Below are 25549 nucleotides of genomic sequence, written 5' to 3' on the forward strand. Positions count from 1 at the left end.
GAGGGGTCGCTCAGACGGTGGTGATCACCGCGTCGTAGTCCAGCCGCGGGGAGCGCGGGAACCAGGCGTCCGGGCCGGGCTTGCCGATGTTGACCACCATCAACGGGGTGTGGTCGTCGTCGAGGAACTCCTTGCGGACGCCCTCGAAGTCCAGGCCGGTCATCGGGCCGGCGGCCAGACCGGCGGCGCGGACGCCGATGATGAAGTACGCGGCCTGGAGGGTGGCGTTCAGAGCGGCGTTGCTCTCGCGCATGGCGCGGTCGCCGAAGACGGCGTCCTTGGCCTGCGGGAAGTGCGGGAAGAGCTCCGGCAGCTCCTCGTGGAACTCGTTGTCCGCGGAGAGGATCGCGACCAGCGGGGCGGCGGCGGTCTTCTTCTGGTTGCCCTCGGCCAGGTGCTGGACGAGACGCTCGCGGGCCTCGGGGGAGCGGACCAGGGTGATGCGCAAGGGCGACTGGTTCATGGAGGTCGGGCCGTACTTGACCAGGTCGTAGATGGCCTTGACCTGCTCGTCGGTCACCGGCTCGTCGGTGAAGGTGTTCGCGGTACGAGCCTCACGGAACAGCAGGTCCTGGGCGGCGGGGTCAAGAACGAGAGACATGCGTGGACTTCCTCGAGAGCGTGTCCGGATCCGAGTCCCGGTCCGGCTTACGGAACGACGGTACCTCCGAGAAGATTCAATACTCTACAAATAGCGAAGGGTGGTGATCCGCTTCACGGTCCCGCCGGGCCGGTCACTCGGACGCGGCGGTGTCCTCCTCTTCTTCTCCCTCCTCCTCGGCCAGCGCGGCGTCCAGCCGGGCACGCGCCCCCTCCAGCCAGCGTCGGCACACCTTGGCCAGTTCCTCGCCGCGCTCCCAGAGGGCGAGCGACTCCTCGAGGCTCGTCCCGCCCGCCTCCAGCCGCCGTACAACCTCGATCAGCTCGTCCCGCGCCTGCTCGTACGAGAGCGCCTCTTCCTGCACCTTGCTGGTCATCCGCCCACCCTAGACATCGACTCGTACCGTGCTGTGCTTTCCCGGGGGCTACCCCCGGACCCCCGGCCGGACCCGAACTCGTCCACGCCGCTCAGTCGACGCGGGCCACAGTGAACGTGCCTTCGGCGACCCGCGCCCGCAGCGCCTCGCCCTCCGCCACCACGGCCGGGTCGCGGACCACGTGCCCGTCGGCCTTCTGCAGCACCGCGTACCCGCGCTTCAGCGTCGCCGCGGGGGAGAGGGCCACCACGCGTGCGTGCGTGTGCGTCAGCTCCGAGTCCGCGCGGTCCAGGAGGTGGCCGAGCGTGCGCCGCGAGCGCTCGACCAGCGAGGCGACGTGGTCCGCGCGCTCCTCGACCATCCGGTGCGGGTCCTCCATCGACGGCCGGGCCAGCGCGTGCGCGAGCCCCCGTTCCTCCCGCTCCAGGAACCCCTCCACGCACCGCCGCGCCCGGTCGCGCAGCAACCGCACCCGCTCGAACTCCTCGCCCACGTCCGGTACGACCCTCTTCGCGGCGTCGGTCGGCGTGGACGCGCGCAGGTCGGCCACATAGTCCAGGAGCGGCGTGTCGGGCTCGTGGCCGATGGCCGACACGACCGGCGTACGGCAGGCCGCGACCGCGCGGACCAGCTGTTCGTCGGAGAAGGGCAGCAGGTCCTCCACGCTGCCGCCACCGCGCGCGACGATGATCACGTCGACGGCGTCGGTCTCGTCGAGCTCCTTCACGGCCTGCACGACCTGTGGCACCGCGTGCACGCCCTGCACGGGTACGTTGCGCACCTCGAAGCGGACGGCGGGCCAGCGGTGCCGGGCGTTCTCCAGCACGTCCCGCTCGGCGGCGGAGGCCCGGCCGCAGACCAGGCCGATGAGCTGGGGCAGGAACGGCAGGGGCTTCTTCCGCTCGGCTGCGAAGAGCCCCTCCGCCGCCAGCGACTTCTTCAACTGCTCCAGCCGGGCGAGCAGTTCACCGACTCCGACCGGCCTGATCTCGGTGGCGCGCAGCGACAGCTGGCCACGCGGGGCGTACCACTCGGGCTTCGCGAGTACGACGACGCGCGCGCCCTCGCCGACGACATCGGCAACGGCATCGAAGACCTGCCGGTAACAGGTCACGCTCACCGAGATGTCGTACGACGGATCCCGCAACGTCAGAAACACGACCCCGGCACCCGGCCGCCGCGACAACTGAGTGATCTGCCCCTCGACCCAAACCGCCCCGAGCCGATCGATCCACCCCCCGATGAGCCGAGAGACCTCACCGACGGGCAGGGGCGCCTCGGGAGACGTGTTAGCAGCCATGCCGCCGAGACTAACCGCCCCCACCGACACCCCCCCGGCTACGGGCCGCGGCTGCAGGCAGCCCACCACTCAACCCCCGCCGACCGCCCCCGCTGCCCCACCAACACCCCCACCCCGATCACCAACCACCCCGCCCCCACCACCTGCGCCGCCCCGGACGCCGTACCGATCACGGCCACCGTGATCACCGTCCCCAGCACGGGCGCAGCCACTTGCCACCGCCACCACGCCACCCCGCCGCCGCACCGCGAACCACCCACCACGCTCGCGTGCAGCAACGTGAAGGCGCTCAGCGCGCCGATGTCGACCACCGACACCAGGTCGTCCATGCCGTCGCCCCACCGCGCCACCCACACCGCCGCCACGAGGATGCTCACGGCCGCGCACGGCGGTCTCGGACATCGACTGCCTCCTCGCGTCGCCTGCGTCCCGGTCTCCCCGGGATCGTCACCCGGACGGGATCTCTGACCCCCCGAACGCGGCCTTACGATGGTGCACATGACCGCTTCGCCTGGCCGCCGTGTCCTGCTCGCCGCCCCCCGGGGCTACTGCGCGGGCGTGGACCGCGCCGTGATCGCCGTCGAGAAGGCCCTGGAGCAGTACGGGGCCCCGATCTACGTCCGGCACGAGATCGTCCACAACAAGTACGTCGTGCAGACCCTGGAGAAGAAGGGCGCCGTCTTCGTCGAACGGACGGAGGAGGTGCCGCCGGGCAACATCGTGATGTTCTCGGCGCACGGCGTGGCCCCTGTCGTCCACGAGGAGGCCGAGCGCGGCCGCCTCGCCACCATCGACGCCACCTGCCCGCTGGTCACCAAGGTCCACAAGGAAGCCGTCCGCTTCGCCAAGGAGGACTACGACATCCTCCTGATCGGGCACGAGGGCCACGAGGAGGTCATCGGCACCTCCGGCGAGGCCCCCGAGCACATCCAGCTGGTCGACGGCCCCTCGGACGTCGCCAAGGTCGAGGTCCGCGACCCCTCCAAGGTGGTCTGGCTGTCCCAGACCACGCTCTCCGTCGACGAGACGATGGAGACCGTCGACGCCCTGAAGGACAAGTTCCCGCAGCTGATCTCGCCGCCCAGCGACGACATCTGCTACGCCACGCAGAACCGTCAGCTCGCCGTGAAACAGATGGGCGAGGAGGCGGAGCTGGTCATCGTGGTCGGCTCCCGCAACTCCTCCAACTCCAAGCGGCTCGTCGAGGTCGCCAAGCTCGCCGGCGCCCGCGAGGCGTACCTGGTGGACTTCGCGAGCGAGATCGACGAGGCCTGGCTGGACGGCGTGACCACCGTCGGCGTCACCTCCGGCGCCTCCGTCCCCGAGGTGCTGGTCGAGCAGGTCCTGGAGTGGCTCGCCGAGCGTGGCTACGGCGACGTCGAGATCGTCAAGGCGGCCGAGGAGTCCATCACCTTCTCGCTGCCCAAGGAACTCCGCCGTGACCTGCGCGAGGAGGCGGTGGCCCTGGTGGCCGAGCGCGGCGGGTCGGGTACGTCGGACGCGTGAGTGTCCGTACGCCCGATGCGTGACCGTCAGTCGTGCGACGTAACGTAGATCCATGCAGATCTTCGGCGTGGACATCGGTGGATCCGGGATCAAGGGCGCACCCGTGGACCTGGACCGTGGCGACCTGGCGGAGGAGCGCTTCAAGGTGCTCACTCCGCACCCGGCGACGCCTGACGGGGTGGCCGACGGTGTGAAGGAGGTCGTCGAGCACTTCGGCTGGACGGGAAAGGTCGGACTCACCTTCCCGGGCGTGGTCACCGGCGGATCCACCATCCGTACGGCGGCCAATGTGGACAAGAGCTGGATCGACCTGGACGCGCGCACGTTGTTCAGCGAGCGGCTGGGCGGTCACGAGGTGACGGTCGTCAACGACGCGGACGCGGCCGGCGTCGCCGAGATGAGCTTCGGCGCGGGGCGCGGCCGTAGGGGCACCGTCATCCTGCTGACCTTCGGCACGGGCATCGGCAGCGCCGTCTTCCTCGACGGCGCGCTCGTCCCCAACACCGAGCTGGGCCACCTGGAGCTGGGCGGCCACGACGCGGAGACGCGGGCCTCCAGCAAGGTCAAGGAGGACAACGAGATGACGTGGGAGCACTGGTCGCGCCGCGTCCAGAAGTACCTCGCCCACGTCGAGATGCTGTTCTCGCCCGAGCTCTTCATCATCGGCGGCGGGATCAGCCGCAAGGCGGACAAGTTCCTGCCGCTCATCGAAGGCATCAAGGCCGAGATCGTGCCGGCGCAGCTGCAGAACAACGCGGGGATCGTGGGGGCGGCGATGCACGCCTCGAGGGACGCTTCGGCAAGCTGACGGGGCCGTGAGCCGAGGCCGGCCGTCAGGCGCGCCTGCGCCGCCTCACCAGCCGCACCCGGCGGACGATCACGATCACACCGGCGACGAGCGTCCCGCTGTACAGCCACACGGCCTGGGTGGCGAGAGCGGTCACCAGACCCATCAGCCGGCCGGCGGCCCCCCCGCCGCCGTCGGCGACGGGCAGCAGGCCCACGGTGAAGGCGATCGGCAGGACGATCGGCGGGGTCATCAGATCGCTCCCGCGCACCCACAGCGCGCTCAGCACGCACACCGGCAGGAACAGCACGCCGTACACCGGCAGCCGCGCCCCGAACAGCAGCTCGTCGAGGAAGCCCAGCAGGAACATCGCCAGCGCGCAGAACAGACCCGCGCCGAGCCCGGTGAGCCGGGGGTTGGGCCACCGGCGATCGGTCGGCACGAGACGTACCGCCGGACCCGCGGTGGGCTGCCGGACGCCTGCCGGGCGGCGTCTCGCCTGCGGCGGCAGGGGCGCGGACGGGGTGCCGCGACGCGGTCCGGGGTGCGGGGGGCGGGTCCTGTGTTGCTCCACTGGACCAACTTAGGTCGGCTTATGTGCCGATTCGCCCTTCAGACACGCCGTTGAGTGGAGCTTGCGCAAGGGTTCGACGCGGCCGCCGGGGTGGGCCCCGGCACGCCGTAAACTGGTGGATCGGCCGGTCCCCTGGCCTCCTGGCCCACTCCACATACGGGAAGTCGCAACGTGTCGCTCACGATCGGAATCGTCGGTCTGCCGAATGTCGGCAAGTCGACCCTGTTCAACGCCCTGACCAAGAACGACGTGCTGGCGGCCAACTACCCGTTCGCCACGATCGAGCCCAACGTAGGCGTGGTGGGTGTCCCCGACGCGCGCCTCACCGAGCTGGCCGAGATCTTCCACTCGCAGCGCATCCTCCCGGCGACGGTCGACTTCGTGGACATCGCGGGCATCGTCCGCGGCGCCTCCGAGGGCGAGGGCCTGGGCAACAAGTTCCTCGCGAACATCCGCGAGTCGGACGCGATCTGCCAGGTCATCCGTGCCTTCAAGGACGAGAACGTCGTCCATGTCGACGGCAAGATCTCGCCGAAGGACGACATCGAGACGATCAACACCGAGTTGATCCTCGCCGACCTGCAGACCATCGAGAAGGTCCTGCCGCGCCTCCAGAAGGAGTCGCGCATCAAGAAGGACGTGGCGCCCAAGGTGGCCGCGGTCGAGGCGGCGAAGGAGATCCTGGAGAAGGGCGACACGCTCTTCACGCACGGCATCGTCCAGGGCAGCGAGCGCGCGGAACTCCTCCACGACTTGCACCTGCTGACGACGAAGCCCTTCCTCTACGTCTTCAACGTCGACGAGGACGAACTGACCGACGACACCTTCAAGAACGAGCAGCGCACGCTGGTCGCCCCCGCCGAGGCGATCTTCCTCAACGCCAAGCTCGAGGCGGACCTCGCCGAGCTGGACGAGGAGGACGCGCTGGAGCTCCTGGAGTCGGTCGGCGCCGAGGAGCCGGGCCTCGCCACCCTGGCCCGCGTAGGCTTCGACACCCTCGGCCTCCAGACGTACCTCACGGCCGGCCCCAAGGAGGCCCGCGCCTGGACGATCAAGAAGGGCGCCACGGCCCCCGAGGCCGCCGGAGTCATCCACACCGACTTCCAGAAGGGCTTCATCAAGGCCGAGGTCATCTCCTTCGCCGACCTGATGGAAACCGGCTCGGTGGCAGAGGCCCGCGCGAAGGGCAAGGCGCGCATGGAGGGCAAGGAGTACGTGATGCAGGACGGCGACGTGGTGGAGTTCAGGTTCAACGTGTAAGTAGCGCACCACTATGCGTTAAGTGATTCGTCAAGCATGCAGGTCAGGAGGGGGTTGGCTCCTCCGGGAGTCGGCCCCTTCGCCATCCCGGTGCTGGATGGGTGCTGCATATTCTGATGCTGGGCCGGCCGGGATCAGGTGTCGTAAACCGTGGAGCGATGTCCGACGTGCACGACCCACACCACCAGCTCTCCGTTGTCGATCGTGTAGACGACCCGGTAGTCGCCGACTCGCAGTCGGCGGCGTTCTGGCTGCGACACGAGTGCGGTGGTGTTGAAGCCGAGCGGATCGCTTTCCAGCTCGGTCAGCTTGGCCAGGATACGCAGCGCCATGTCGCGAGGGATCTTCCGAAGTTCGGCCTGCGCCTCGGGCCGGAAGACGGTTCGGCACTCACTCACTGCGCGCCAGCGTCTCCTTCATGATGTCCTCGATCGGGATGCCGGGCGCTGGATTGGCCATGCGCTCGTCGATGATCCGGTTGATCTCGCGCTCTTCCCATTCCTGGTATTTGCGCAGCACCTCGATGGAGACGACGGCGGCGACCTCCTTGCCTCGGCGGGTGATCACGGTGGGCACGTCGTCGCGATCGGCACGCTCCACGACCTCAGCGAGGTGTGCGCGCACGTCGCGGATGGACTCTATGGGCAGCGGCCGTGTCATGCGCCCAAGGGTACCGAGTGTTGCATGTGTACACAACGGCACCCAGGGTGTGCGCCATCGTGGCCGAATGGGCTTCGCGGCGTAGCGGTCGGGCGTGCTGGGCGTACCCCCCCACCGTGCTGGATCGGTGCTGGATGCGGTCGCGAAAATCCGCGATTCCACAGGCCGGAGCTCCGTGTTGAAGGTTCCGCTTCAACGCCGTTGTGTTTGCGGGCGCCAGGTCAGTCGTTCGTGCGTTGGGGTGAGAGCTTGCGGGCGCGGCGGCGGATGGCCGGGCCGACGCGGACCAGGACGCGGCGGTCGATGCCGTCGACTCGGCGGGTGGTTGCCGCCAGCTGCTTGCGGAGCGCTTCGAGCTCCTCGCGGGCGGCTGAGATTTCTTTGCGCAGGGTGGCGGTCTCGGTGGCCTTCTTCTCCACGGCGGCCAGGCGCGTGGTCAGGTCCCGGTTCTTCTGCGTGAGCGTGCGCACCTTGTCGTCGGTGACGGCGATGCGTTCGCGCAGCCGGCCGATGCGGTAGGGCAGGTGGCCGTCGTCCTCGCCGTTCCAGACGCGCATGGACTCCGGCAGCTCCAGGCCGGCGACGCGGGCTTCGTAGGCGGCGCCGCCGTCACCGTGCTGGTAGGTGTTCTCCAGACCGTTGTGATCGAGGAATGCCGTCATGCGCTCGAAACGCTCGCGGTGGCCCTTGAGCATGGCGGAGAAGTCGGCCGCCTCGTGCAGGTCGCGCGGGTCGGTGTCGGCGGGCAGCCCGCTCAGCGGACGGTGCGGGATGTCGAAGTACCGGCAAAGCTCCAGGGTCCGGGAGTCGTGGGTGAGGACGACGCTGGGGGTGCCGGCCAGCAACGCGGCGACGTTGCCGTGGATACGGGTGCCGTACGCGAAGTCGTACGTGCCCAGTTCCCTGATCCAGGTCGCCGGGTCCAGGGGCATGCGGACCTTGCCCTCGCGCATCAGCGGGTGCGAACGCTCGAGAGGGAAGGGGTTGTCCCCGCCCGCTTCCACGGTGGTGTCGCCCCACAGCAGCGTCTCGGCGTCGACCAGGTTCTGTGCGTAGTAGGTCAGGTTCGGGTAGTGCTCGTGGGCGTACCGGGCGATGTCCGAGACGTCGCCGACCGGAATCGCGTCGGGCGAGAGGTTGATGGCGATGCGGGAGCCGGTGGTGAGGGGCCCCGAGTCGCGGATCGTGGGGAAGGTGTCGCCGTACAGGAACATCGACGGGCAACCGATGATCTCGGTGTCCTCGAAGCCCATGCTGTTCAGGTAACGGGCGGTCAGTTCACCGCGGACACCGATGCTGGCCGAGCGCTCCAGGACCGCTGCCGCGAAGCGCCTGACCGAGCCCTCCATCGGCTTGAGACGTTCGGTCTCGTAGTCGTCGCCGGCCTGGGCACCGACGCCGAAGACCACGACCGGGATCGTGAGCTGCTCGATGAGCGTGGAGAGCCGGTCCAGCGATGCCTGGAACTGCGGGCGGAAGGCGTTGGCCAGTGGTACGACGAAGACGTCGTACGCCTCGTTGATCTCTGCCGCGCGCTCCGCCGAGTGATCGGTACGGATGCCGTTGGAGGTGACCTCGGTGTTCGGGGTCAGCAGCATTTTGTGCGCCGAGTCGCTGAAGAGCAGGTTGCCGGTGTTCGTGCCGATCAGGTCCTGGTGGATGAACTCCGTCGGCGTGGCGACGCGGAAGGGGCTCTTGCCGGACCGGATGAGGATGCGCTTCACGGACTTCCTTGGCTAAAACAGGGCACAAGCCGCCGACGGTGGACATGCGGATGCCGCTCGAACGAGTGAGCGGTGAGGGTCAGCGCACTGTACCCCGCGGTAAAGATTGAGTGAAAGGTGTACCAACTGTGAATAGATATTTCATCCGGGGTCCGTGTGACCGGTCGATCCCTCTTGTCCCTCTTCGTGTAGTTCCAGACTCGTCACCAGGTTGATCTGGGCGTTCACCCAGAACGGGACGGCTGACGTCGCGCCCTGCCCGGTGAGGGTCTGGTCCAGGTCGCGGAGGAGGCGTGCGGCCGTGTGCAGGCCCGTGCGGTGGAGGCGGGCCGCGGCGTCCGTCAGGCGGGTGCGGGTCGACGTGGTGAGGTGGCGCAGGCCCTGGTGGGCCGCGTCGGCCAGGGTGGTGAGGGCCGAGCGGAGGGCCGTGGTGATCGGGTCGGTCCGGTGGGCGGGGGTTGTGGTGAGGGGTGTGTCGCCCGTGCCGGGGGACAGGTCGGGGACCACTACGCCCGTGGGGGTCAGTAGGGCCATGGGGGCCAGGGTTGTCCGGCCGTGGGTGCGGGTCAGGAGGCCGCTGATGTGGGTGATCCGGTCTTCGGAGAGTGCCTTGGCCAGGGCGTCCAGGCCGCCGGGGGAGAGGGGGTTGTACTCGGCGCGCAGCAGGATGTCGTTGCCCGCCGAATCGCGCAGGGCCGCTTCCAGGAGTTGGGCCGCGGGGTCGTAGCCGAATGAATCGATCGTCCCGATCGCCACCACCCGTAGCGCATCCGCCTCCACCCGTGGGCGGATCAGGCGCGGGGGACGGTCCGCGAGGGTGCGCCGCAGGTGCGCTGCCGTGTCGTGGAGCAGCAGGCTCGCCGGGAGTTCGGTCCACGCCGAGCCGACCGGGGTGACGCTGGTGGCGGCGATCCGGCCCCGGGAGATCGACACCGTACGGTCCGCCGCGCGTGCGGTGTGTTCGCTCACCACGTTCGCCGTGGCCAGCGCGTGGAGCGGGGAGCCGAGCAGTCGACGGGTGGACAACTCGTGGCCGGTGGGCGCCTGTTCGTCCGTCAGTTCCCATCGCTTGCGCAGCACCAGCGCGATTCCGGCGTCGGCGTGGGCGAAGTAGGTCTCCGCCGTGCGGTCCCGGGTGGTGCCGGTGATGCGGCAGCCGAGGGCCACCAGGCGCACCCGGCGCAGTGGGGTCTGCGGTGCCTCTCCGGTGCCCAGCACGCCGACCGGGTCTCGGTCGGCGGCGCGGTGACGGGCGTGGAGTTCGGCGAGGAGGGAGGCGAAGCGCTCCGGCTCGTACCGGGTGGCGCGTGCCGCGTACGCGTCGAGCTGCTCCGCCAGATCCGCCACCGCTCCGGCCGGCCAGTGGCACGAGGCGGCGGTCAGCTCCTGCCGGGCCCGGTCCAGGGAGCCGGCGAACACCGGGCCCGCCTGCTGCACGCCGTCCAGGAGGAGTTCGTCGGCGAGGGACAGGGCCGTGCGCAGGGCGTCGTCGGCACCCTGCGCGCGGGGCGTCGCGCGTCCTCCGACGCTCACCTCCGTCGTCTCCCCCTCGTCCGCCGCCCGGAACGCCCACACCGCCAGCGCGACCATCTCGCCGCGCAGTGCGGCGGACGCGTCGGTCAGGGCGTAGCCCAGCTCGTGCGGGACCGGGAAACGGACCGTGCACGTCGGCAACTCCACGCGCGGTACCGGGTCTTCGGCGGTGGGAGGGTGGACGCGGGCGGTGTAGCCCCGGTCCCTGACCCGGCGCGCTGCCGTCAGCGCGGGGAGGCCCACGGCCTTGGCCAGCGCCTCGTCGTCGAACTCGCCCGGGGACCAGTCCTCGTACGCCGCCCCGGCGCTCTCCGTTCCGGCCTCGGTGGCCCGTTGGTACGCCAGCACGAGTCCGATCCGGTGGCGGCACACGCCCGTCGCGCCGCAGGTGCAGCCCACCGCGTCCAGGCCGAGCCCTGGCGGCAGTACGGTCTGCGTGCCGTCCGGGAACGAACCGCGTACGGCGCCCTCGGCAGTCGTGGTCAACTCCGGGCCGGACCCCGCCGCGAGGTCCTTCTCCGCGCGCTTGACCAGGCCGCGGTTGGCCAGGGACGCGAGCGTCTCGGGGGTCAGGGACAGCAGATCCGCGCGGGTCATCGGGCCTGTCCTCCCCGGCCGACCTTCTCGGCGACGAACTCGGCGAGCCGGCCCGGCGTCATCGCCCCGACCTGCGCGCCGGCCTCCGCCAGCCGCCCGGCCAGGGCCCGGTCGTAGACGGGGTCCGCCTCCTCGTCCAGGGCGGCCAGACACAGCACGGTGCTGCCCTGCTCGACCAGCCCTCGCACGGTACGGACCAGCCGGTACGGGTCGCCGCCCTCGTAGAAGTCGGACACGATCGCGACGATGGCCCGGCGCGGGTTGTCGACCAGGGCGGCGCCGTAGTCCACGGCCCGGGCGATGTCGGTGCCGCCGCCCAGCTGGACCCGCATCAGCAGTTCCACCGGGTCGGTCACGTCGGACGTCAGGTCCACCACCTGGGTGTCGAAGGCGACCAGATGCGTCTTCAGCCCCGGCAGGTTCCACAGACAGGCCGCCGTCACCGCGGAGTGGATCACCGAGCCGGCCATGGAGCCCGACTGGTCGACCAGCAGGACCAGTTGCCAGTTCTCGAGATGGCGGCGGGTGCGGGAGTGGAAGTGCGGCCGCTGGATGAGGACGCGGCGCTCCTCGGGCTGGTAGTGGGCGAGGTTCGCCCGGATGGTGCCCCTGAAGTCGAAGTCGCGGGCCAGCGGGATGCGGCTGGGGCGGCGGGAGCGGGAGCCGCTGAAGGAGCGGTGCACTTCCGGTCGCAGGCGCTCCATCAGCTGTCGTACGACCGTTTCGACGATCCGGCGTGCTGCCGCGAGGACCTGGGGGTTCATCAGGTGCTTGGTGCGCAGGACGGCGCGCAGCAGGGTCTGGCTGGGCTCGACGCGGGCGAGGACGTCCGGGTCGGTGACGATCTCGTGGATCTCGTACCGCTCCACGGCGTCGCGCTCCAGCCGCTCCACCGTCTCCTTGGGGAACAGTCGGTGGACGTCGTCCAGCCAGTCCACGGCGGTGAGTTGGGAGGGTCCGGTGCCGCCATCGCGCGAGTCGGCCGGGCCGCGCCGTACACCTCGGCGGCGCAGGTCCTCGTCGCGGCCGTAGAGCCAGTCCAGTGCGGCGTCGCGGGCAGCGGCCTCGCCGTGCAGGGGGCCGGTGCAGCGTTCGGCGGGGGCGCCGAGGATCAGCCGCCAGCGTTCGAGGGTGGGGTCGGGTGCCGAAAGGGGGTCCGACGAAGGGGAGTTCATCGCGACGCCCCCAGCCCGTGTCGTTCCAGCAGTCGGGCCACGTTGTCCTCCAGGGCCCTGGCACGGGCCAGCAGCAGCGGGTCGGCGGTGGTGCGCAGCAGGGAGCGGGCGGAGCCGTGGGCGCCGCGCCGGTCCAGCAGGCGCTGTGCGATGCGCTCGCGTTCGCGGGGCGGGAAGAAGGCGAAGGCCTGGCGGAGCGCGGGTAGGCCGGTGAGGAAGTCGTTCTCGGTCAGCGCCGATACGACCCCGTCGAGCACGTCGACCAGCCCCTCGCCCTCGGCGGCCGTACCGCGCGTCACCTCCTCGCGGGCCAGTGCGAACAGGCCCGCGAGCCAGTCCCCGAGGGTGTCGGCGGCCAGGGCCCGCACCGCCGGGGCGGGGTCGTCCGGGGCGCCGAGCGCCCAGCGCAGGCCGAAGGCGGCTCCGCGCAGGTCGGCGGGGGCCCGGGGATCGCGGCCGATCCGGGCGGCGGCCGCTGCGGCGGCTTCCCGGGTGACCGGCACGAGGTCCGGCGCGTGCAGCAGCGCTTCCCGCGCGGCCGTCAGCGCGCGCAGCCGGGCGAAGTCCACCCCGGCGCCACCGTGCAGCCCCTCCGCCAGCCAGAACACCCGGTCGACGGCGCTCGCCACCACCTCGCCAAGGAGCCGGTCGCGGGCCACGCCGAACACCCGGTCGTGCCGCCACAGACCGAGCGCCGCCGCCAACACCTCGCCGAGCGGGCCGAGTTCGGGGACCTGGCTCACCTGGGTGACGAGCGTGCCGAGCAGTTCGGCGCACAGCGGGCCGACCCCGCACAGCACCGTGTCGAACAGCAGCCCCGCGAGCGGTCCCACGTCCGTGCCCGCCGCCCGCACCCGCTCGCCGAGCACCACCGACGCCGCCTCGTCCAGCCGCGCGCCGTAGGCACCCGCCTCGATGAGCGCGGCCTCGCGCCCGGTCGCCGGGCCGGGCTCCCAGCGCTCGGTGAACACCGGGTCGGCGCCGTGGGCCGGGCCGGCGGCGCGGGTGAAGCCGGGTATGCCGAGCACACGCAGTCGGTGCAGTGCCCGGCTGCGGGCGCGGCCGGCCGCATCGGTGAGGTCGAGGGTCAGGGACGCGTCGGCGTCGGCAAGGCCCAGACGGGCGAGCTGTTCGGCGACGTCGTGGACCAGGGGCGGTGCGGGTGTGCCGGGGTGCAGCCGTCCCTCGGCGTCGCCGGTGCAGGCGGCCACCATCTCCACGACCACCGGATGCGAGCCCGCGCCGAGCGGCCCGCCGGTGGTCCACGGCAGTGGCGCCTCCAGGTCGTCGCCGATCAGCGCACCGGCGAGGCCGTCCAGGACGTCCACCCTCGTCTCGTACGGATGACCGCGCAGCAGGGCCAGCCCCTGGGTCAGCCCGCGCGCGGCGATGAGGTCGGCCGTCGACACAGGGATCCCGTGTGCCCTCAGCCGCTCGGCGACCGAGCGCAGCAGATCTCGCGCCGCCGTCTCCGGGCCCGTTTCCCACAGGCGCTGGTAGTAGCCGGGCGAGGGCATACCGGACCGGTATCCGGCGAAGGCGTCCAACTGCCGGAAGGAGTACGGCACCAGGAAGCTTCCGCCGAGAGCGCCCTCCGGCGGCGCGGGCACCTCGGGCCAGTCGGCGGGTCCGTTTCTGTGCGCCAGGGTGCGCAGCGCGGGCTGGTGGAAGCCGCCGGTGATCACCAGCACCGGCCGCCCGCCGGCGTGGGCCAGTGCCGCCCGTACCCAGGACGCCATGTACTCCTCGCGTGCCTGGTCGCCCGGGTCCGCCTCGGCGTCGCCCCGTACCAGCTCGAAGTAGGCGTCCAGACGCGGCTGGAGGTCAGCCGCGTCGGTCACCTCGAACAGGCTGTCCCACAGGGCGTCCACCGAGTCGACGGCGAAATGGGCGCACAACCGGGCCGTCGCCTCCGCGTACCGGGCCTCGGCGTCGGCGTAGCGGTCGGTGTACCGCTCGGTCCGCTCGGTGAACGCCGGATGCCAGGAGGGCAGGTCGATGAACCGCACCTCGGCACCGGCGGCGTGCCCCTCCCGCAGGGCGATCCACTCCGGTGAGTAGTCGCACAGCGGGGCCCAGGACGTGGCGACGCGTGACTCGTCGCGGTAGTGGCTGAACACCGCGACGGGCAGCCGGTGTCCGAGCAGCAGCTCGTCCAGCCGCGTGTTCATGTCCGCCGGGCCCTCGACCAGCACGTATGCCGGTCGCAGGGCCCGGATCGCCTCGCTCACCAGGCGGGCGCAGGCGGGCGAATGATGCCGTACGCCGATGAAGACAACCGGGTCGGGAGTGGCGGGCTGCATCAGTCGGCCAGCAGATGACGCGCGTCGTGCAGTTCCCGCCACTGCGAGCCCTTGCGACGCGGCACCTCCTGCTCCAGGAAGCGGCGCAGCCGGGCGAGGTCCTCCGGGCTGTCCTTGGCGGCGGTGCCCGCGAGAGACGCCACCACGTCGGCGGCGCTGCCCGGCTCCCCGCGCAGGAACCAGCCGCGCACCCCGACCGCGTGCGCGACGGACACGGCCTCGGCGGTGCTCATCACCGTCGACATCCGCTCGCCCGGCGCCGCCGTGCCGCGCAGCTCGCGGAACGTGCCGACCAGGACCTCCAGCACGTCCCGGCGTGGCGCCGGCTCCACCCCCGACTGCCGTAGCAGGGCCGTGGCCTCGGCCTCGACCAGCGCCAGTTCGGTGTCGAAGTCGGGGATGGGGAAGACCGTCTCGAAGTTGAAGCGCCGTTTGAGGGCGGCGCTCATCTCGTTGACGCCCCGGTCACGGGTGTTGGCGGTGGCGATGACGTTGAAGCCCTGACGCGCGAAGACCATGCCCTGCGGCCCGTCCAGCTCGGGTACGGCGATGACCCGGTCGGACAGCAGCGACAGCAGGCAGTCCTGCACCTCCAGCGGACAGCGGGTGATCTCCTCGAAGCGCACGATCCGGCCCTCGGCCATGCCACGCAGCATGGGCGCCGGCACCAGGGAGCGGGTCGAGGGGCCTTCGGAGACCAGCAGGGCGTAGTTCCAGGAGTACTTGATCTGGTCCTCGGTGGTGGCCGCGCCGCCCTGCACGGTCAGCGCGGAACTGCCGCTGACGGCCGCCGCGATCAGCTCGGAAAGCAGCGACTTGGCGGTGCCGGGCTCGCCCACCAGCATGAGGCCGCGATTGGTGGCCAGGGTCACCAGGGCCCGCTCGACCAGGGACGTGTTGCCGACGAACTTCCGGCTGATGCCAGCCCGTTCGTCTCCGACCACGAACCGGCGGGCGGCGCGCAGGCTGAGCTGCCAGCCCGGCGGACGCGGATCGTCGTCGGCGGCGCGCAGGGCGGCGAGCTCGTCGGCGTACCGCACCTCGGCGGGCGGACGCTGAAGCTGCTCATCGGAGACGGTCGCGGTCACTTCGCGGTCACCTCGGTCAGGTCGGCGAGAATCTCGGAGGCGATGACGGGGTCGAGGTCGCCGAAGCGCAGCGGGTGCGAGCGGCTGCTCCAGTAGTCGCCCGGGCTGCTGTCGAGCCACACGTTCTCGAAGGTCTGGTCGGGGAACATGTCGACCACGCCGACGGCGATGCCCTCGTCGAGGCCGATCACCACGTAGTGGTCGTCGTCGATGCGCCGGTGGAACCAGCGCTCCACGCCCGCGTCCTGCGGTTCGCCGCGCTCCCAGCCGCGCTTGGTGAGGCCGAGCAGTTTGCCGACCGGCACGGTGGCGCCCTCGAACCGGGTCAGCCTGTGGCCCGTCGCCTCCTCCTCGGTGAAGGCCTGGACGGCCCGGCCCAGTTGCGGGAAGGGCTGAAGGATCTCGTAGTCGGCGAACAGCTCCGACCAGGCGGCCAGTTCAGCGCCCAGGTGCAGCGGGTGGGCCAGCCGGACGCTCGCCTCTGCGGGCAGCGTGAACTCGTCGTCCTGGACGTCGGCGAAGGTACGGTCCTCGGCGACCCGGAAGGCGGTCACCTCGCCGTTGCTCTCGCTGAGCCAGACCAGCCGGCGGATCAGGTGCCACAGCAGCGGGTGGGCCACGAACAGCTCCTGGAACTCGGCGGCCGTCCATGCGCGTTGGGCCACCATCGCGGCCTCCAGCCGCCGTACCTGGTCGGAGGCGATCGTGCGCACGTCCTTCTTCAGTGCGGCGAACCGCTTGCGCTCGGCGGGCGCGAGCTCCGGGTCGTCCTTGGCGGCGGGGGCGGGCAGGGCCTTGCGCCGCTTCCCGTCGGCGTCGCGCACATAGGGGCGCAGCTGCTCGTCGAAGCCCACGGTGAAGCGGCGGGTGCCGTAGTCGATGACCGTGCTGCCGTCGGCGTCCAGGCCGAAATCGGGGACGAGCCGGTCGCCCAACTGCTCGCCTGTGAGCCCCAGCCCCTCCGCGACCTCGGCGATCTTCTCCTGGGCGCGCAGCTTGAGCGCCTTGAACGACACGCGCTGCGCTATGCCGTGAAGATGCAGCAGCGCCACGTCGGTGCCGATCTCCGCCAGCACGTTCAGGCCCTCCACCGCTCGGTGGTGCGCGCCCTCGCCGGGCCAGGCGCGCAGCACGGGAGTGAGCCGCCGTACGGTCTCGTCGTCCCCGAGCACACCGAGCGCGTGCAGGGCCCAGCTGTCCTTGGCGGGCATGCCGGCCAGCCGCCACTGCTCGAACAGGCCCCAGGCGAAGGCGGCGAGGGAGTCGGCGGTGCAGTGCGTGACCAGCACGGTCAGCCCGGGGTAGGGCTCGCCCGGCTTGCACAGCGCGAGGACGGTCAGGGCGTGCCGTACCGCGTCGTCGGGCAGCGCACCGCCCTCGGTCAGCAGGATCTGCGGGAGCAGCGCCGGGTCGGCCCAGGCACCGACGGCGGGCATGCGGGCGGGCAAGGCGCTCTCCAGCGGGTCGGCGGCGAGCAGGTCCGCGACGATGTCCACGGCCTCCGCACCGCTTCCGGCGGCAGCCGTGAGTACCGCCTCGTCACCGTGGCCGGCCGCCAGCAGCCGCAGCGCCTTCTCGGCACCGCGCCGCACCGTGCCGGCCGGTCCCACCGCGTGCGGGACGAGCACGGGGACGGCCGCGAGCCCGTGCCGCGTCAGCCACGAACGGGCCGTGGCGTCGGCCGACTTGAGCCGTGCCAACCAGTCGCACACAAGTCGGGTGACCTCGACGTCCAGATAGGGCAGCAGCAGTCCGCCCATCGTGGCGGGGTGTCGGGCGGCGGCCCGCAGCAGCAGCGGCAGCGCCTCCACGCCCCACTTCGCGGCCACCGGCTTGAGCGTGGCCTCGCCGTCCCAGTAGTCCTCGGGCTCGCAGACGGCCAGCAGCGGACGGACCACGTCCTCGGGACCGCGGACGAACAGCAAGGCGTCCCGGACGTCCTTGAACAGCTCGCCGCGCTGCAGGACCGCGATCTCCCGGGACCAGTCGTACGTCCGGCGCCACCGGGAGTACCAGGACTTGGTGCCGGCCCAGGCGTCCCGCTCCCCGTGCTGCCAGACGACCTGGGGCGCGGGAGCCACCGCCGCCTGTGCGACCACCCGGGCCTTGCGGGCCGTACGCTTCCTCGTCCACGGCGGGGCGACCAGCAGTCCGGGCAGCGCCTCGACAGGGGCCTCGGGCACCCGGTCGGCCCGGCCGAGCAGCGGTTCGACGAGGTGGGCGACCTCCACCGGGAGGTCCGGCAGCGCGGCCGCCGTCAGCTCCGGGTGGGAGCGGACGTGCGCGGCCAGCAACTGCTCCGCCATTGACGCGTACTTGGCGGTGCCGGTCGCCGCCGCACTCAGCAGGCGCAGGGCGCGCACCGGGTAGCGGCGCATCGCCTCCAGCAGGAACGGGCGGATGTACTTGTCCTCCACGCGCGCGAGGAGGACCCGGAAGGCGTCGTCGGACGGCAACTGCACCAGCGCCGAGCCGAAGGACTTGGTCCGGTCGGAGCCGTACGCGGCGTCCAGAGCCTCGTCCAGCAAGGGTGCGAAGGCCTTGCCCGTGCCCTCGGCGAGCGTGGCGACGAGCTGCGTCGTCCAGCCGTTCCAGCCGATGTGCGACCGGTTCCCGAAGTGGGTCAGCTGCTCGGGGGAGCCGACCGAGCACAGCAGCATGGCCCGGAGGGTCTCGTCGGCCGTCGGCACGTCCGCCAGACACTCGGCGACCCACTCCTGCTCGCCGGGCAGCAGATACGACACGACGATCCGGCGCGTCACGTCGTCCCGGCAGTCCGCGAGCGCCGCGACCACCTGGCCGTACGTCTCCTCGTCGGCCGCGGCCAGCACGAAGCGCATCCGGTCGGCGAACTTGGGCCGGGCCCAGTACCCGTCGGCGGACCCGGAGCGGAAGGCGATCCAGGGATCGCTCCGCTGTCCCCCGTGCTGCATCCAGTGGGCCTCGACGCCGAAGTACTCCACCACCGCGCGCGCGGCGAAGGCCGTTCCGTGAGCGCCGGTCCAGGCGTCCACGAAGACGCCGTCGGGGAGCTGCCAGTGCATCGTCAGCGTCGCCACGACGGCCGCGCCCAGCGGATTGTGGCTCCCGTCCAGATGCGCGCGCGTGGCCTCCACGATCCGGGGATCGCTCTTCGGGGCGGTCAGCATCCGCTCGACCCAGCCGGCCTCCTCCGTCAGCCGCTTCCGCGTCAACTGCTCGGCCTCGGCGTGCGGCGCGGCGACCGCGCGCCGGATCCCGCCCCGCCGCGGATACACCTGCCGCGCCCATGCGGCCGGCATCGTGAAGGTGTCCTCGTCGGGGAAGCCGGGCGCCACGGGAGCGTCATCGGCACGGCCCTCCGCCGGGACCGGAACCGGAACTGGGCCCGGGACCGGGACACCCTGCATCTCCCGGTACCCCTTGCGCTCCTTCTCCGCGATCGCCTTCTCGAGGTACGCCCGCGCCGCCTCGGCCGAGTCCAGTTCCTTCAGCTGCGTACGGCCCTCCGTGCCCACCCGTCCGTAGCGCACGGTGACCGTGGCGTCCTCCGCCGCCGCCTCCCAGAACTTCGACGACCCGTCACCGATAAACTCCCAGCGCCGCACAGCCCCTCCTCCGCCGACTCCATGCCCAGTGGTGATCGCTTGATCAGGTGTCGCCCACAGTAAGCGGGCCCACTGACAGTCCCCTCCGTCAGCCCGTCGAGGGCGGTGAACAGGCCTGGCACGGCGCCGAGTCGAGGGCGTTGTCAGTGCCCCCTGCCATGATCCCGGCATGTTGTACGACGCCCTCGTGGCCGAATCCCGACGCGACGACTCGCTCGACGACGTACGCACCGCCGCGCTCGCCCGCGCCCGTGAACTTGTGGCACTCCTGGAGCGCCAGCGGGCCGAGCACGCCGGGGGCGCCGGGCCGGACGAGCAGGACCGCTTCCGCGCCCGCTGCGCGGCGATCCAGGCGGAGACCGACACCTGGCTCGCGCACCGGTCCGACGAGGACGGCCGCGCCGCCACCCTGACCCTCCTGCTCGCCGCGTGCTTCGACAACTGGGGCTTCTGGCAGTACGAGGCGGAGATCGCCGCCCTGATCGACCGGGTGCGCGGCTGGACGCCGGAGGAGGTGGCGGTGATGCTCGTGCGCGTCGCCGAGTACGACATGGGGTTCTGGTACTTCGATTCCCTCGCGAAGGTGCTGATCGCTGCCGAGCAATTGGACGCCGACGGCCGCCGGGCCCTCGCCCCCTGGCTGCGGCGAGCGCACGCGGAACTCATGGACACCGACGGCGACGCACACCGGCGCCCGTCCCTGGCCGGTCGCCTGCGCACGCTGCTCGCGAGCGTCGACGAGGCGCACATCCCCGACGGGCTCATACCGGCGGACGCCCCCTGGGCGGCCCCGCTGCGGGACGCCGCGGACATCGCGGCGACACCGGAACTGGCTGGTTTTGTACGGCACTTGGCGAGTCTTGGCAGCCCCCGCCCCACTCAGCGCTGGCGGCGGACGTGCGTCGAACTGGCGGACCGGGCGGCGGCGCGCGAGACGGTGGCCGGGACGCTGCGCGAGCTGGCCGAGGGCGACCCGGTGTGCCGCCGCAAGGAGGGCAGGTACCACTACCACTACCTCGTCCACCAGAACGACGGCGACCTGGCGCGCGGCGCCGTCTGGGCCGCCGCGCTCACCGGCGACGCGGAGACGGTGGCGCACCTCGGCGCTCTCGCCCGCCGGGCCGCCGGCCGGGGGACTGGTGTGACGCCGGACCACAAACTCGCCGGTGCCGCGCTCAACGCCCTGGCCGCGATCGGCGATCCGGCCGCCCTGGACGCCCTGTGGGGGCTGCGGTCCCGGATCCGGCACCGGGCCCTCGGCAAGCAACTCGACACCGCGCTGGTGACGGCCGCCGCGCGGCAGGGCATCACGGCCGGGCAGCTCGTCGAGCGCGGTGTGCCCCGGCACGGCCTGGCCGACGACGGCTCGCTGGAGCGCACGCTGGGTGAGTTCCGGGTACGGCTGTCGATCGATGACGGGACGACGGTCCGGCTCACGTTCACGGGCCCGGACGGAGATACGTCGCGTACGGCCCCGGCGGCGGTGAAGGACGGATTCCCGGACGGACTCGCCGAGTTGAAGGCCCTGGCCAAGAAGGTGCGGAGCACGGTGTCCGGAGAGCGGGTCCGTGTCGAGGCGCTGCTGTCGGCCGCGCGCGAGTGGCCGTACGACGAATGGCGCCGCCACTACCACGACCACCCCGTCACGGGCGCCCTGACCCGCGCCCTGATCTGGGAGTTCCAGGACACAGACGGCGTCTGGCACACGGCACTTCCGGCCACGCACGACCCCGACTCGGTACGGGTGCGGCTGTGGCATCCGATCGGCGCCTCGGCGGACGACATCCGGACATGGCGGACGCGGATCGTCACCGAACGCCTGCGCCAGCCCTTCAAGCAGGCGTTCCGCGAGATCTACCTCCTCACCCCGGCCGAGGAGGAGACCGGCGTCTACTCCAATCGCTTCGCCGCCCACATCGTCCGGTACCGGCAGCTCTACGCGCTGTTCAAGGAGCGCGGCTGGCAGGCCAACTTCCTCGGCAGACACGACGGCGGGTACGACGGAAAGGCGCGGGCCGAGTTCGGCGACGGCGCGTGGCGGGCCTGCTTCCACCACGAGCCCGCCGAGGACGACGGCCGCGACTACGCACCCCAGTACGCCGCGACGGACCAGGTCCGCTTCGAGCGACGGGACGGCAGCCGCTGGCGCGAAGCACCCCTGTCCGAGGTGCCGCCGCCGGTGTTCAGCGAGGCGATGCGGGACGTCGACCTGTTCGTGGCCGTGACCTCGATCGCCGCCGACGCCGAGTGGACCGACCGGGGAGAGGCCCGCCACACCGCATACTGGCGAACGGCGACGTTCGGCGAGCTCACCCCCAGCGCCGAGATCCGCCGCGACGTGCTGGCTCGGATCCTGCCCCGCCTGAAGATCGCCGACCGCTGCTCGTTGGAGGGCCGTTATCTGTCGGTCCGGGGTGATGTGACGACGTACCGGATCCACCTGGGTTCGGCGAACATCCTCATGGCGCCCGACGACGCCTATCTCTGTATCGTCCCGGCCCGCCGCAAGAGCGACGGCAAGGTGTTCCTGCCCTTCGAGGACGAGCGGCTCGCCCTCATTCTCAGCAAGGCGTTCCTGCTCGCCGCGGACAGCAAGATCACCGATGCGACCATCCTCCGCCAGATCAACAGGGGTGCCTGATGGAGCTCGCCGCGCAGCTGATGCGCGTACTCACCGACCCGGACTGCGGGATCGACGTCGGCCGGCCGGATCTGGCGCGGATCTCCGACGACGAGCTGGGCGAACTGCTCCCCGAGGCCTACCGGGTGGGCGCGAAGGCCCCTCACCGGGTGGCGTCGGTGCGCTTCGCCGTCGAGTACGAGGGCCGGGAGCGCCAGCCCCGCTACACGCCCGACGCGTGCCGCCGGATGTTCGAGGCACTCGTCGAACGGCTCCCCGAGCGCGACTGGGCGGACCTCACGCGCGGGACGGGCACGCTGCTGCGCTGCACCGGACCCTGGCCCGACCTCGCCGAACCCGCCCGCACCCTCACCGAGTTCTTCCTGGAGAAGGACGACATGCGCCAGCCGCACGCACTGCTCGCCGTGGCAGCACTCGCCGGAGCCGAGCCCCTCGCCGCCGTCGTGGAGCGGCTCGGCCGCACCGAAGGCGTCATCCACCAGGACGAGACCGCCGTAGTCGCCGGCCTCGCCCCGGCCGAACGGGCGCTGCTGGTCGAGGCCGGCCAGACCCATACGTACAGCTCGCCGCCGATGCTCCCCGACACCTGGCAGCGGATCGCCCTGATCCCCGCGTACGCCGTGTTCGCGCGCCGCGCGCTGGAGGCCGCGCTCGCCCGCGCCGACGCGATCCACGCGGGCACGATCCCCTACCGGTCCGACAAGGCGTTCACGGACGGCGAGGTCGGCGCGCTCGGCCGGGCCGCGCGCGTGGCGCTGCTGCGCGACGAGCCCTGGCTGCCGGACCTGCTCGACCGGCTCCTGCCCGGCATCTGCCTCGCCCCCACAACGGCCAGGACCCTGCCGTCACAGGCGCTGCTGTACGAACTGGTCCGCGCCGGACAGGAGTTCCCGACCCCCGAGCTGGTGACCGCCTTGCGCACCGTGCGGGCGACCATCCGGCACGCCGGAGTGCCCAAGCGGCTCGACAAGATGTCCAAGAAGCTCGACGCGGCCCTGGCCGAGCGCACCGACGTGGCGCTGCGGCTGCCGGCGCTGGGCTTCGGCGCCGACGGGGTGCTGCGCCGCGAGGCCGGGGGGTACGAGGCCGTCGTCACGGTGGGCGAGAGCGTGGAACTGACCTGGGCCAAGGACGGCCGCGCCCTGCGCTCGGTCCCGGCGCCCGTCCGCCGCGAGCACGCCGGCCTGGTCAAGGAGCTGCGCGACCTGGTGAAGCGGGCGGGCATCCAACTCAGCACGCTTGCCCGGGCGTTGGAGGGCGGGCTGGTCGTCGACACCGTCCATCCGTACGGCTGGTGGCGTGCCGAACTGCTGGGGCATCCGCTCGCCCGGTCCGTCGTGGGCCGGCTGATCTGGGAGATCGAGGTGGCTCCCGGCGACTGGCGGGCCGTCCTGCCGGAGGCGGCTGAGCTGCCCGACGCGCCCGACGACACCTCCGTACGCCTCTGGCACCCCATCCGCTCCGAGCCCGACGCGGTACGGGCGTGGCGGGACCTGATCACCGAACACCGCATACGCCAGCCCTTCAAGCAGGCGTTCCGCGAGATCTACGTCCTCACCCCGGCCGAGGAGGAGACCCGTGTCTACTCCAACCGCTTCGCCGCCCACATCGTCCACTACCACCGGATGTTCGCGCTGTTCCGGGCCCGTGGCTGGCAGAGCCGCAGGCTCGGACCGTGGGACCTCGGAGACGAGGACGCGGCCGAGCGGACCCTGGCGGCGGGGGAGTGGCGGGTCGACTTCCACCACGCCATGGCGGACTCGGCGGGCGAGGACCTGCTCGCCTCGACCGACCAGGTGCGGTTCCGGAGACGGGACGGCGGCACCTGGCGCGAAGTGGCCCTGTCCGAGGTGCCGTCGCTGGTGTTCAGCGAGGCGATGCGGGACGTCGACCTGTTCGTGGGCGTGACCTCGATCGCCGCCGACCCCGACTGGACCGACCGGGGCCCCGCCCGCACGTACTGGGAGCGGGCCGGCTTCGCCGAGCTGACCGAGAGCGCCGAGGCCCGCCGCGACGTGCTCGCCCGCATCCTGCCCCGCCTGAAGATCGCCGACCGGTGCTCGCTGGAGGGGCGTTACCTCACGGTCCGGGGCGATGTGACGACGTACCGGATCCATCTGGGCTCGGCCAACATCCTCATGGCGCCCGACGACGCCTACCTGTGCGTCGTCCCCGATCGCCGCAAGGGCGACGGGAAGCTGTTCCTGCCCTTCGAGGACGAGCGGCTCTCCCTCATCCTCAGCAAGGCGTTCCTGCTCGCCGCCGACAGCGAGATCACCGACCCCACCATCCTCCGTCAGATCAAGAGGAGTGCCTGATGGCCACCGTGACGTTCCGGGACGAGACCGCGACCGGGAAAGCGGTCGCCGCGTGGGAGGTCGAGGGGGTGCCGGACCTCATGACCGTGCGGGAGCTGATACGGCTGCGGGTGCGGGAGGAGGTCGCCCGGTACAACGCGCGGCCCGGTCACCGCTTCAACGGTCTCGTGCGGCCCGACGACGCCGAGACCGACCTGAACGGCTACCGGTTGCGTACACCCCGCCCCCTCGACTGGCAGCGCCAGGCCGAGGTCGCCGAACGTGCCTTCCTCGCCAACGGCTTCTTCGTCCTGACCGGCGACCGGCAGGTCGACAGCCTCGACGAAGTGGTGGACCTCGGGACGGACTCCGACCTGGTGTTCATCAAACTGGTCGCGCTCGTCGGGGGGTGAGCCGAGCGCGGTCGCGTACGCCGGGCCGGTGAACGCGCGGCGAAACCCGTTGGACGTGAACTGGCGCCCGGGGGAGGGTGGTTCGCTGGTTTCCGGGACCGTAGGAGCACCGGAGAACAGGGAGCGGTCGTATGAGCAGGGTGTGGCTGATCACCGGCGCGAGCAGTGGGTTCGGGCGCGCGATCGTCGAGGCGGCACTCGCCGCCGGTGACACCGTCGTGGGCGCCGCCCGGCGGCCGCAGGCGCTGGACGGGCTCGCCGCCGCACACCCCGGCCGACTGGAGCCGCTGCGCCTGGACGTCACGGACACGGCCGCCGCCGAACCGGCCGTACGGGACGTGGTGGCGCGGCACGGGCGGATCGACGTCCTGGTCAACAACGCGGGCCGCACGCACGTCGGCGCCTTCGAGGAGACGACGGACGCCGAACTGCGCGCACTGTTCGACCTGCACGTCTTCGGGCCGGCCGCCCTCGTCCGCGCGGTGCTGCCGTACCTGCGGGAGCGGCACTCGGGGGCGATCGTGCAGCTGAGCAGCGTGGGCGGGCAGATGTCCTTCGCGGGGTTCTCGGCGTACAGCGGCACGAAGTTCGCGCTGGAGGGCATGTCCGAGGCGCTCGTGGACGAGGTGCGGGAGTTCGGGATCAAGGTGCTGATCGTGGAGCCGGGCGCCTTCCGCACCTCACTGTTCGACGCCGGACGCGCCGGGGCCAGCGCCGACAGCGGGGTGTACGCCAGCGTCACCGAGACCCGGGGCTACGTCGAGAGCGGCGACGGCACCCAGCCCGGTGACCCGGCCAAGGCGGCCGCGCTGATCCTCGCCGCGCTGGACGCCGAGGAGACACCGCTGCACCTGTCCCTGGGCGACGACGCGGTGACCGCCGTACTCGCGCAGCTGGACGCCGTACGCACCGACATCGCCGCCTGGGAGAAACTCACCCGGGCCACCGCCTTCGACGCGTGACCCCAAGCCCTGGGCGGTCACCAACACGGGCCCCACCGAGCCCACGTGAGTCGTCGGTGTCACCGACGACGCCCGTGGCACGCCCCGTCCGGCGCCCTTGTGCAATTCCTCCGCAGGCCCCAATCTTTCGCTCAGGTACCGGAATTGCACAGCAGAGGCAAAGAA

Annotated in this window: 20 protein-coding genes; 7 read left to right on the forward strand and 13 right to left on the reverse strand. The window is 71.7% G+C overall.

What is annotated here, in order from left to right:
• Positions 1 to 10: 10 nt before the first annotated feature.
• The 4 genes from ACFYXB_RS03210 to ACFYXB_RS03225 form a co-directional block, all read right to left on the reverse strand.
• On the reverse strand, positions 11 to 601 hold the full coding sequence (locus ACFYXB_RS03210; protein ID WP_389577157.1) for a malonic semialdehyde reductase: 591 nt from the start codon (positions 599 to 601) through the stop codon (positions 11 to 13).
• Positions 602 to 734: 133 nt separating this feature from the next.
• Entirely contained in the window at positions 735 to 977 is a 243-nt protein-coding gene (locus ACFYXB_RS03215; protein WP_389577159.1) for an exodeoxyribonuclease VII small subunit, read from the reverse strand.
• Positions 978 to 1068: 91 nt separating this feature from the next.
• On the reverse strand, positions 1069 to 2277 hold the full coding sequence (gene xseA, locus ACFYXB_RS03220) for an exodeoxyribonuclease VII large subunit (RefSeq protein WP_389577161.1): 1209 nt from the start codon (positions 2275 to 2277) through the stop codon (positions 1069 to 1071).
• A 38-nt stretch (positions 2278 to 2315) separates the two neighbouring features.
• Positions 2316 to 2654, reverse strand: a complete 339-nt coding sequence (locus ACFYXB_RS03225) for a hypothetical protein (RefSeq protein ID WP_389577163.1) — start codon at positions 2652 to 2654, stop codon at positions 2316 to 2318.
• A gap of 121 nt (positions 2655 to 2775) precedes the next feature.
• On the opposite strand from ACFYXB_RS03225, the gene ACFYXB_RS03230 reads away from it, so the two are divergent.
• Both ACFYXB_RS03230 and ppgK read left to right on the forward strand, forming a co-directional pair.
• Positions 2776 to 3783 carry a 4-hydroxy-3-methylbut-2-enyl diphosphate reductase gene (locus ACFYXB_RS03230; protein WP_388497652.1) on the forward strand — a complete coding sequence of 336 codons (1008 nt, stop codon included), beginning with the start codon at positions 2776 to 2778 and terminating at the stop codon, positions 3781 to 3783.
• Between the two features lie 52 nt (positions 3784 to 3835).
• On the forward strand, positions 3836 to 4591 hold the full coding sequence (ppgK, locus tag ACFYXB_RS03235) for a polyphosphate--glucose phosphotransferase (protein WP_389577165.1): 756 nt from the start codon (positions 3836 to 3838) through the stop codon (positions 4589 to 4591).
• A 25-nt stretch (positions 4592 to 4616) separates the two neighbouring features.
• Here the strand turns inward: ppgK and ACFYXB_RS03240 are convergent, their stop codons facing one another.
• Positions 4617 to 5144 (reverse strand): DUF6542 domain-containing protein, encoded by a 528-nt coding sequence (locus ACFYXB_RS03240; RefSeq protein WP_389577167.1) that lies wholly within the window; start codon positions 5142 to 5144, stop codon positions 4617 to 4619.
• A 171-nt stretch (positions 5145 to 5315) separates the two neighbouring features.
• Here ACFYXB_RS03240 and ychF point away from each other — a divergent pair, with 171 nt between their 5' ends.
• Positions 5316 to 6404, forward strand: a complete 1089-nt coding sequence (ychF, locus tag ACFYXB_RS03245; protein ID WP_351344156.1) for a redox-regulated ATPase YchF — start codon at positions 5316 to 5318, stop codon at positions 6402 to 6404.
• A 134-nt stretch (positions 6405 to 6538) separates the two neighbouring features.
• Here the strand turns inward: ychF and ACFYXB_RS03250 are convergent, their stop codons facing one another.
• From ACFYXB_RS03250 to ACFYXB_RS03285, 8 genes are all read right to left on the reverse strand, one after another.
• The gene (locus ACFYXB_RS03250; protein WP_389577168.1) at positions 6539 to 6802 is read right to left on the reverse strand and encodes a type II toxin-antitoxin system RelE/ParE family toxin; all 264 of its coding nucleotides are present in this window, start codon (positions 6800 to 6802) and stop codon (positions 6539 to 6541) included.
• A complete protein-coding gene (locus ACFYXB_RS03255) occupies positions 6795 to 7064 on the reverse strand; it encodes a type II toxin-antitoxin system Phd/YefM family antitoxin (RefSeq protein WP_389577169.1) in 270 nt (89 codons plus the stop codon). Before ACFYXB_RS03255 ends, ACFYXB_RS03250 begins: the two co-directional genes overlap by 8 nt.
• Before the next feature lie 221 nt (positions 7065 to 7285).
• A complete protein-coding gene (locus tag ACFYXB_RS03260) occupies positions 7286 to 8788 on the reverse strand; it encodes a polysaccharide pyruvyl transferase family protein (protein WP_389577170.1) in 1503 nt (500 codons plus the stop codon).
• Between the two features lie 141 nt (positions 8789 to 8929).
• Positions 8930 to 10918 carry a hypothetical protein gene (locus ACFYXB_RS03265; protein ID WP_389577172.1) on the reverse strand — a complete coding sequence of 663 codons (1989 nt, stop codon included), beginning with the start codon at positions 10916 to 10918 and terminating at the stop codon, positions 8930 to 8932.
• Complete coding sequence (locus ACFYXB_RS03270; RefSeq protein WP_389577174.1) at positions 10915 to 12093, reverse strand: VWA domain-containing protein; 1179 nt, start codon at positions 12091 to 12093, stop codon at positions 10915 to 10917. The genes ACFYXB_RS03265 and ACFYXB_RS03270 overlap by 4 nt, the downstream gene beginning before the upstream one ends.
• The gene (locus ACFYXB_RS03275) at positions 12090 to 14396 is read right to left on the reverse strand and encodes a DUF5682 family protein (protein ID WP_389577176.1); all 2307 of its coding nucleotides are present in this window, start codon (positions 14394 to 14396) and stop codon (positions 12090 to 12092) included. Before ACFYXB_RS03275 ends, ACFYXB_RS03270 begins: the two co-directional genes overlap by 4 nt.
• Positions 14396 to 15484 (reverse strand): AAA family ATPase, encoded by a 1089-nt coding sequence (locus ACFYXB_RS03280; RefSeq protein ID WP_389577178.1) that lies wholly within the window; start codon positions 15482 to 15484, stop codon positions 14396 to 14398. The genes ACFYXB_RS03275 and ACFYXB_RS03280 overlap by 1 nt, the downstream gene beginning before the upstream one ends.
• Positions 15481 to 19071, reverse strand: a complete 3591-nt coding sequence (locus ACFYXB_RS03285) for a DUF4132 domain-containing protein (RefSeq protein WP_389577180.1) — start codon at positions 19069 to 19071, stop codon at positions 15481 to 15483. The genes ACFYXB_RS03280 and ACFYXB_RS03285 overlap by 4 nt, the downstream gene beginning before the upstream one ends.
• A gap of 169 nt (positions 19072 to 19240) precedes the next feature.
• On the opposite strand from ACFYXB_RS03285, the gene ACFYXB_RS03290 reads away from it, so the two are divergent.
• The 4 genes from ACFYXB_RS03290 to ACFYXB_RS03305 all read left to right on the forward strand — a co-directional run bounded on the left by ACFYXB_RS03290 (position 19241) and on the right by ACFYXB_RS03305 (position 25384).
• Entirely contained in the window at positions 19241 to 21712 is a 2472-nt protein-coding gene (locus ACFYXB_RS03290) for a DUF4132 domain-containing protein (protein ID WP_389577182.1), read from the forward strand.
• Positions 21712 to 24030 (forward strand): DUF4132 domain-containing protein, encoded by a 2319-nt coding sequence (locus tag ACFYXB_RS03295; RefSeq protein WP_389577184.1) that lies wholly within the window; start codon positions 21712 to 21714, stop codon positions 24028 to 24030. The genes ACFYXB_RS03290 and ACFYXB_RS03295 overlap by 1 nt, the downstream gene beginning before the upstream one ends.
• Complete coding sequence (locus tag ACFYXB_RS03300; protein WP_389577186.1) at positions 24030 to 24422, forward strand: hypothetical protein; 393 nt, start codon at positions 24030 to 24032, stop codon at positions 24420 to 24422. Before ACFYXB_RS03295 ends, ACFYXB_RS03300 begins: the two co-directional genes overlap by 1 nt.
• Positions 24423 to 24553: 131 nt before the next feature.
• Entirely contained in the window at positions 24554 to 25384 is an 831-nt protein-coding gene (locus ACFYXB_RS03305) for an oxidoreductase (RefSeq protein ID WP_389577187.1), read from the forward strand.
• Positions 25385 to 25549: the final 165 nt, after the last annotated feature.

This window comes from Streptomyces sp. NPDC002619 (assembly GCF_042889305.1).
GTDB lineage: Bacteria > Actinomycetota > Actinomycetes > Streptomycetales > Streptomycetaceae > Streptomyces.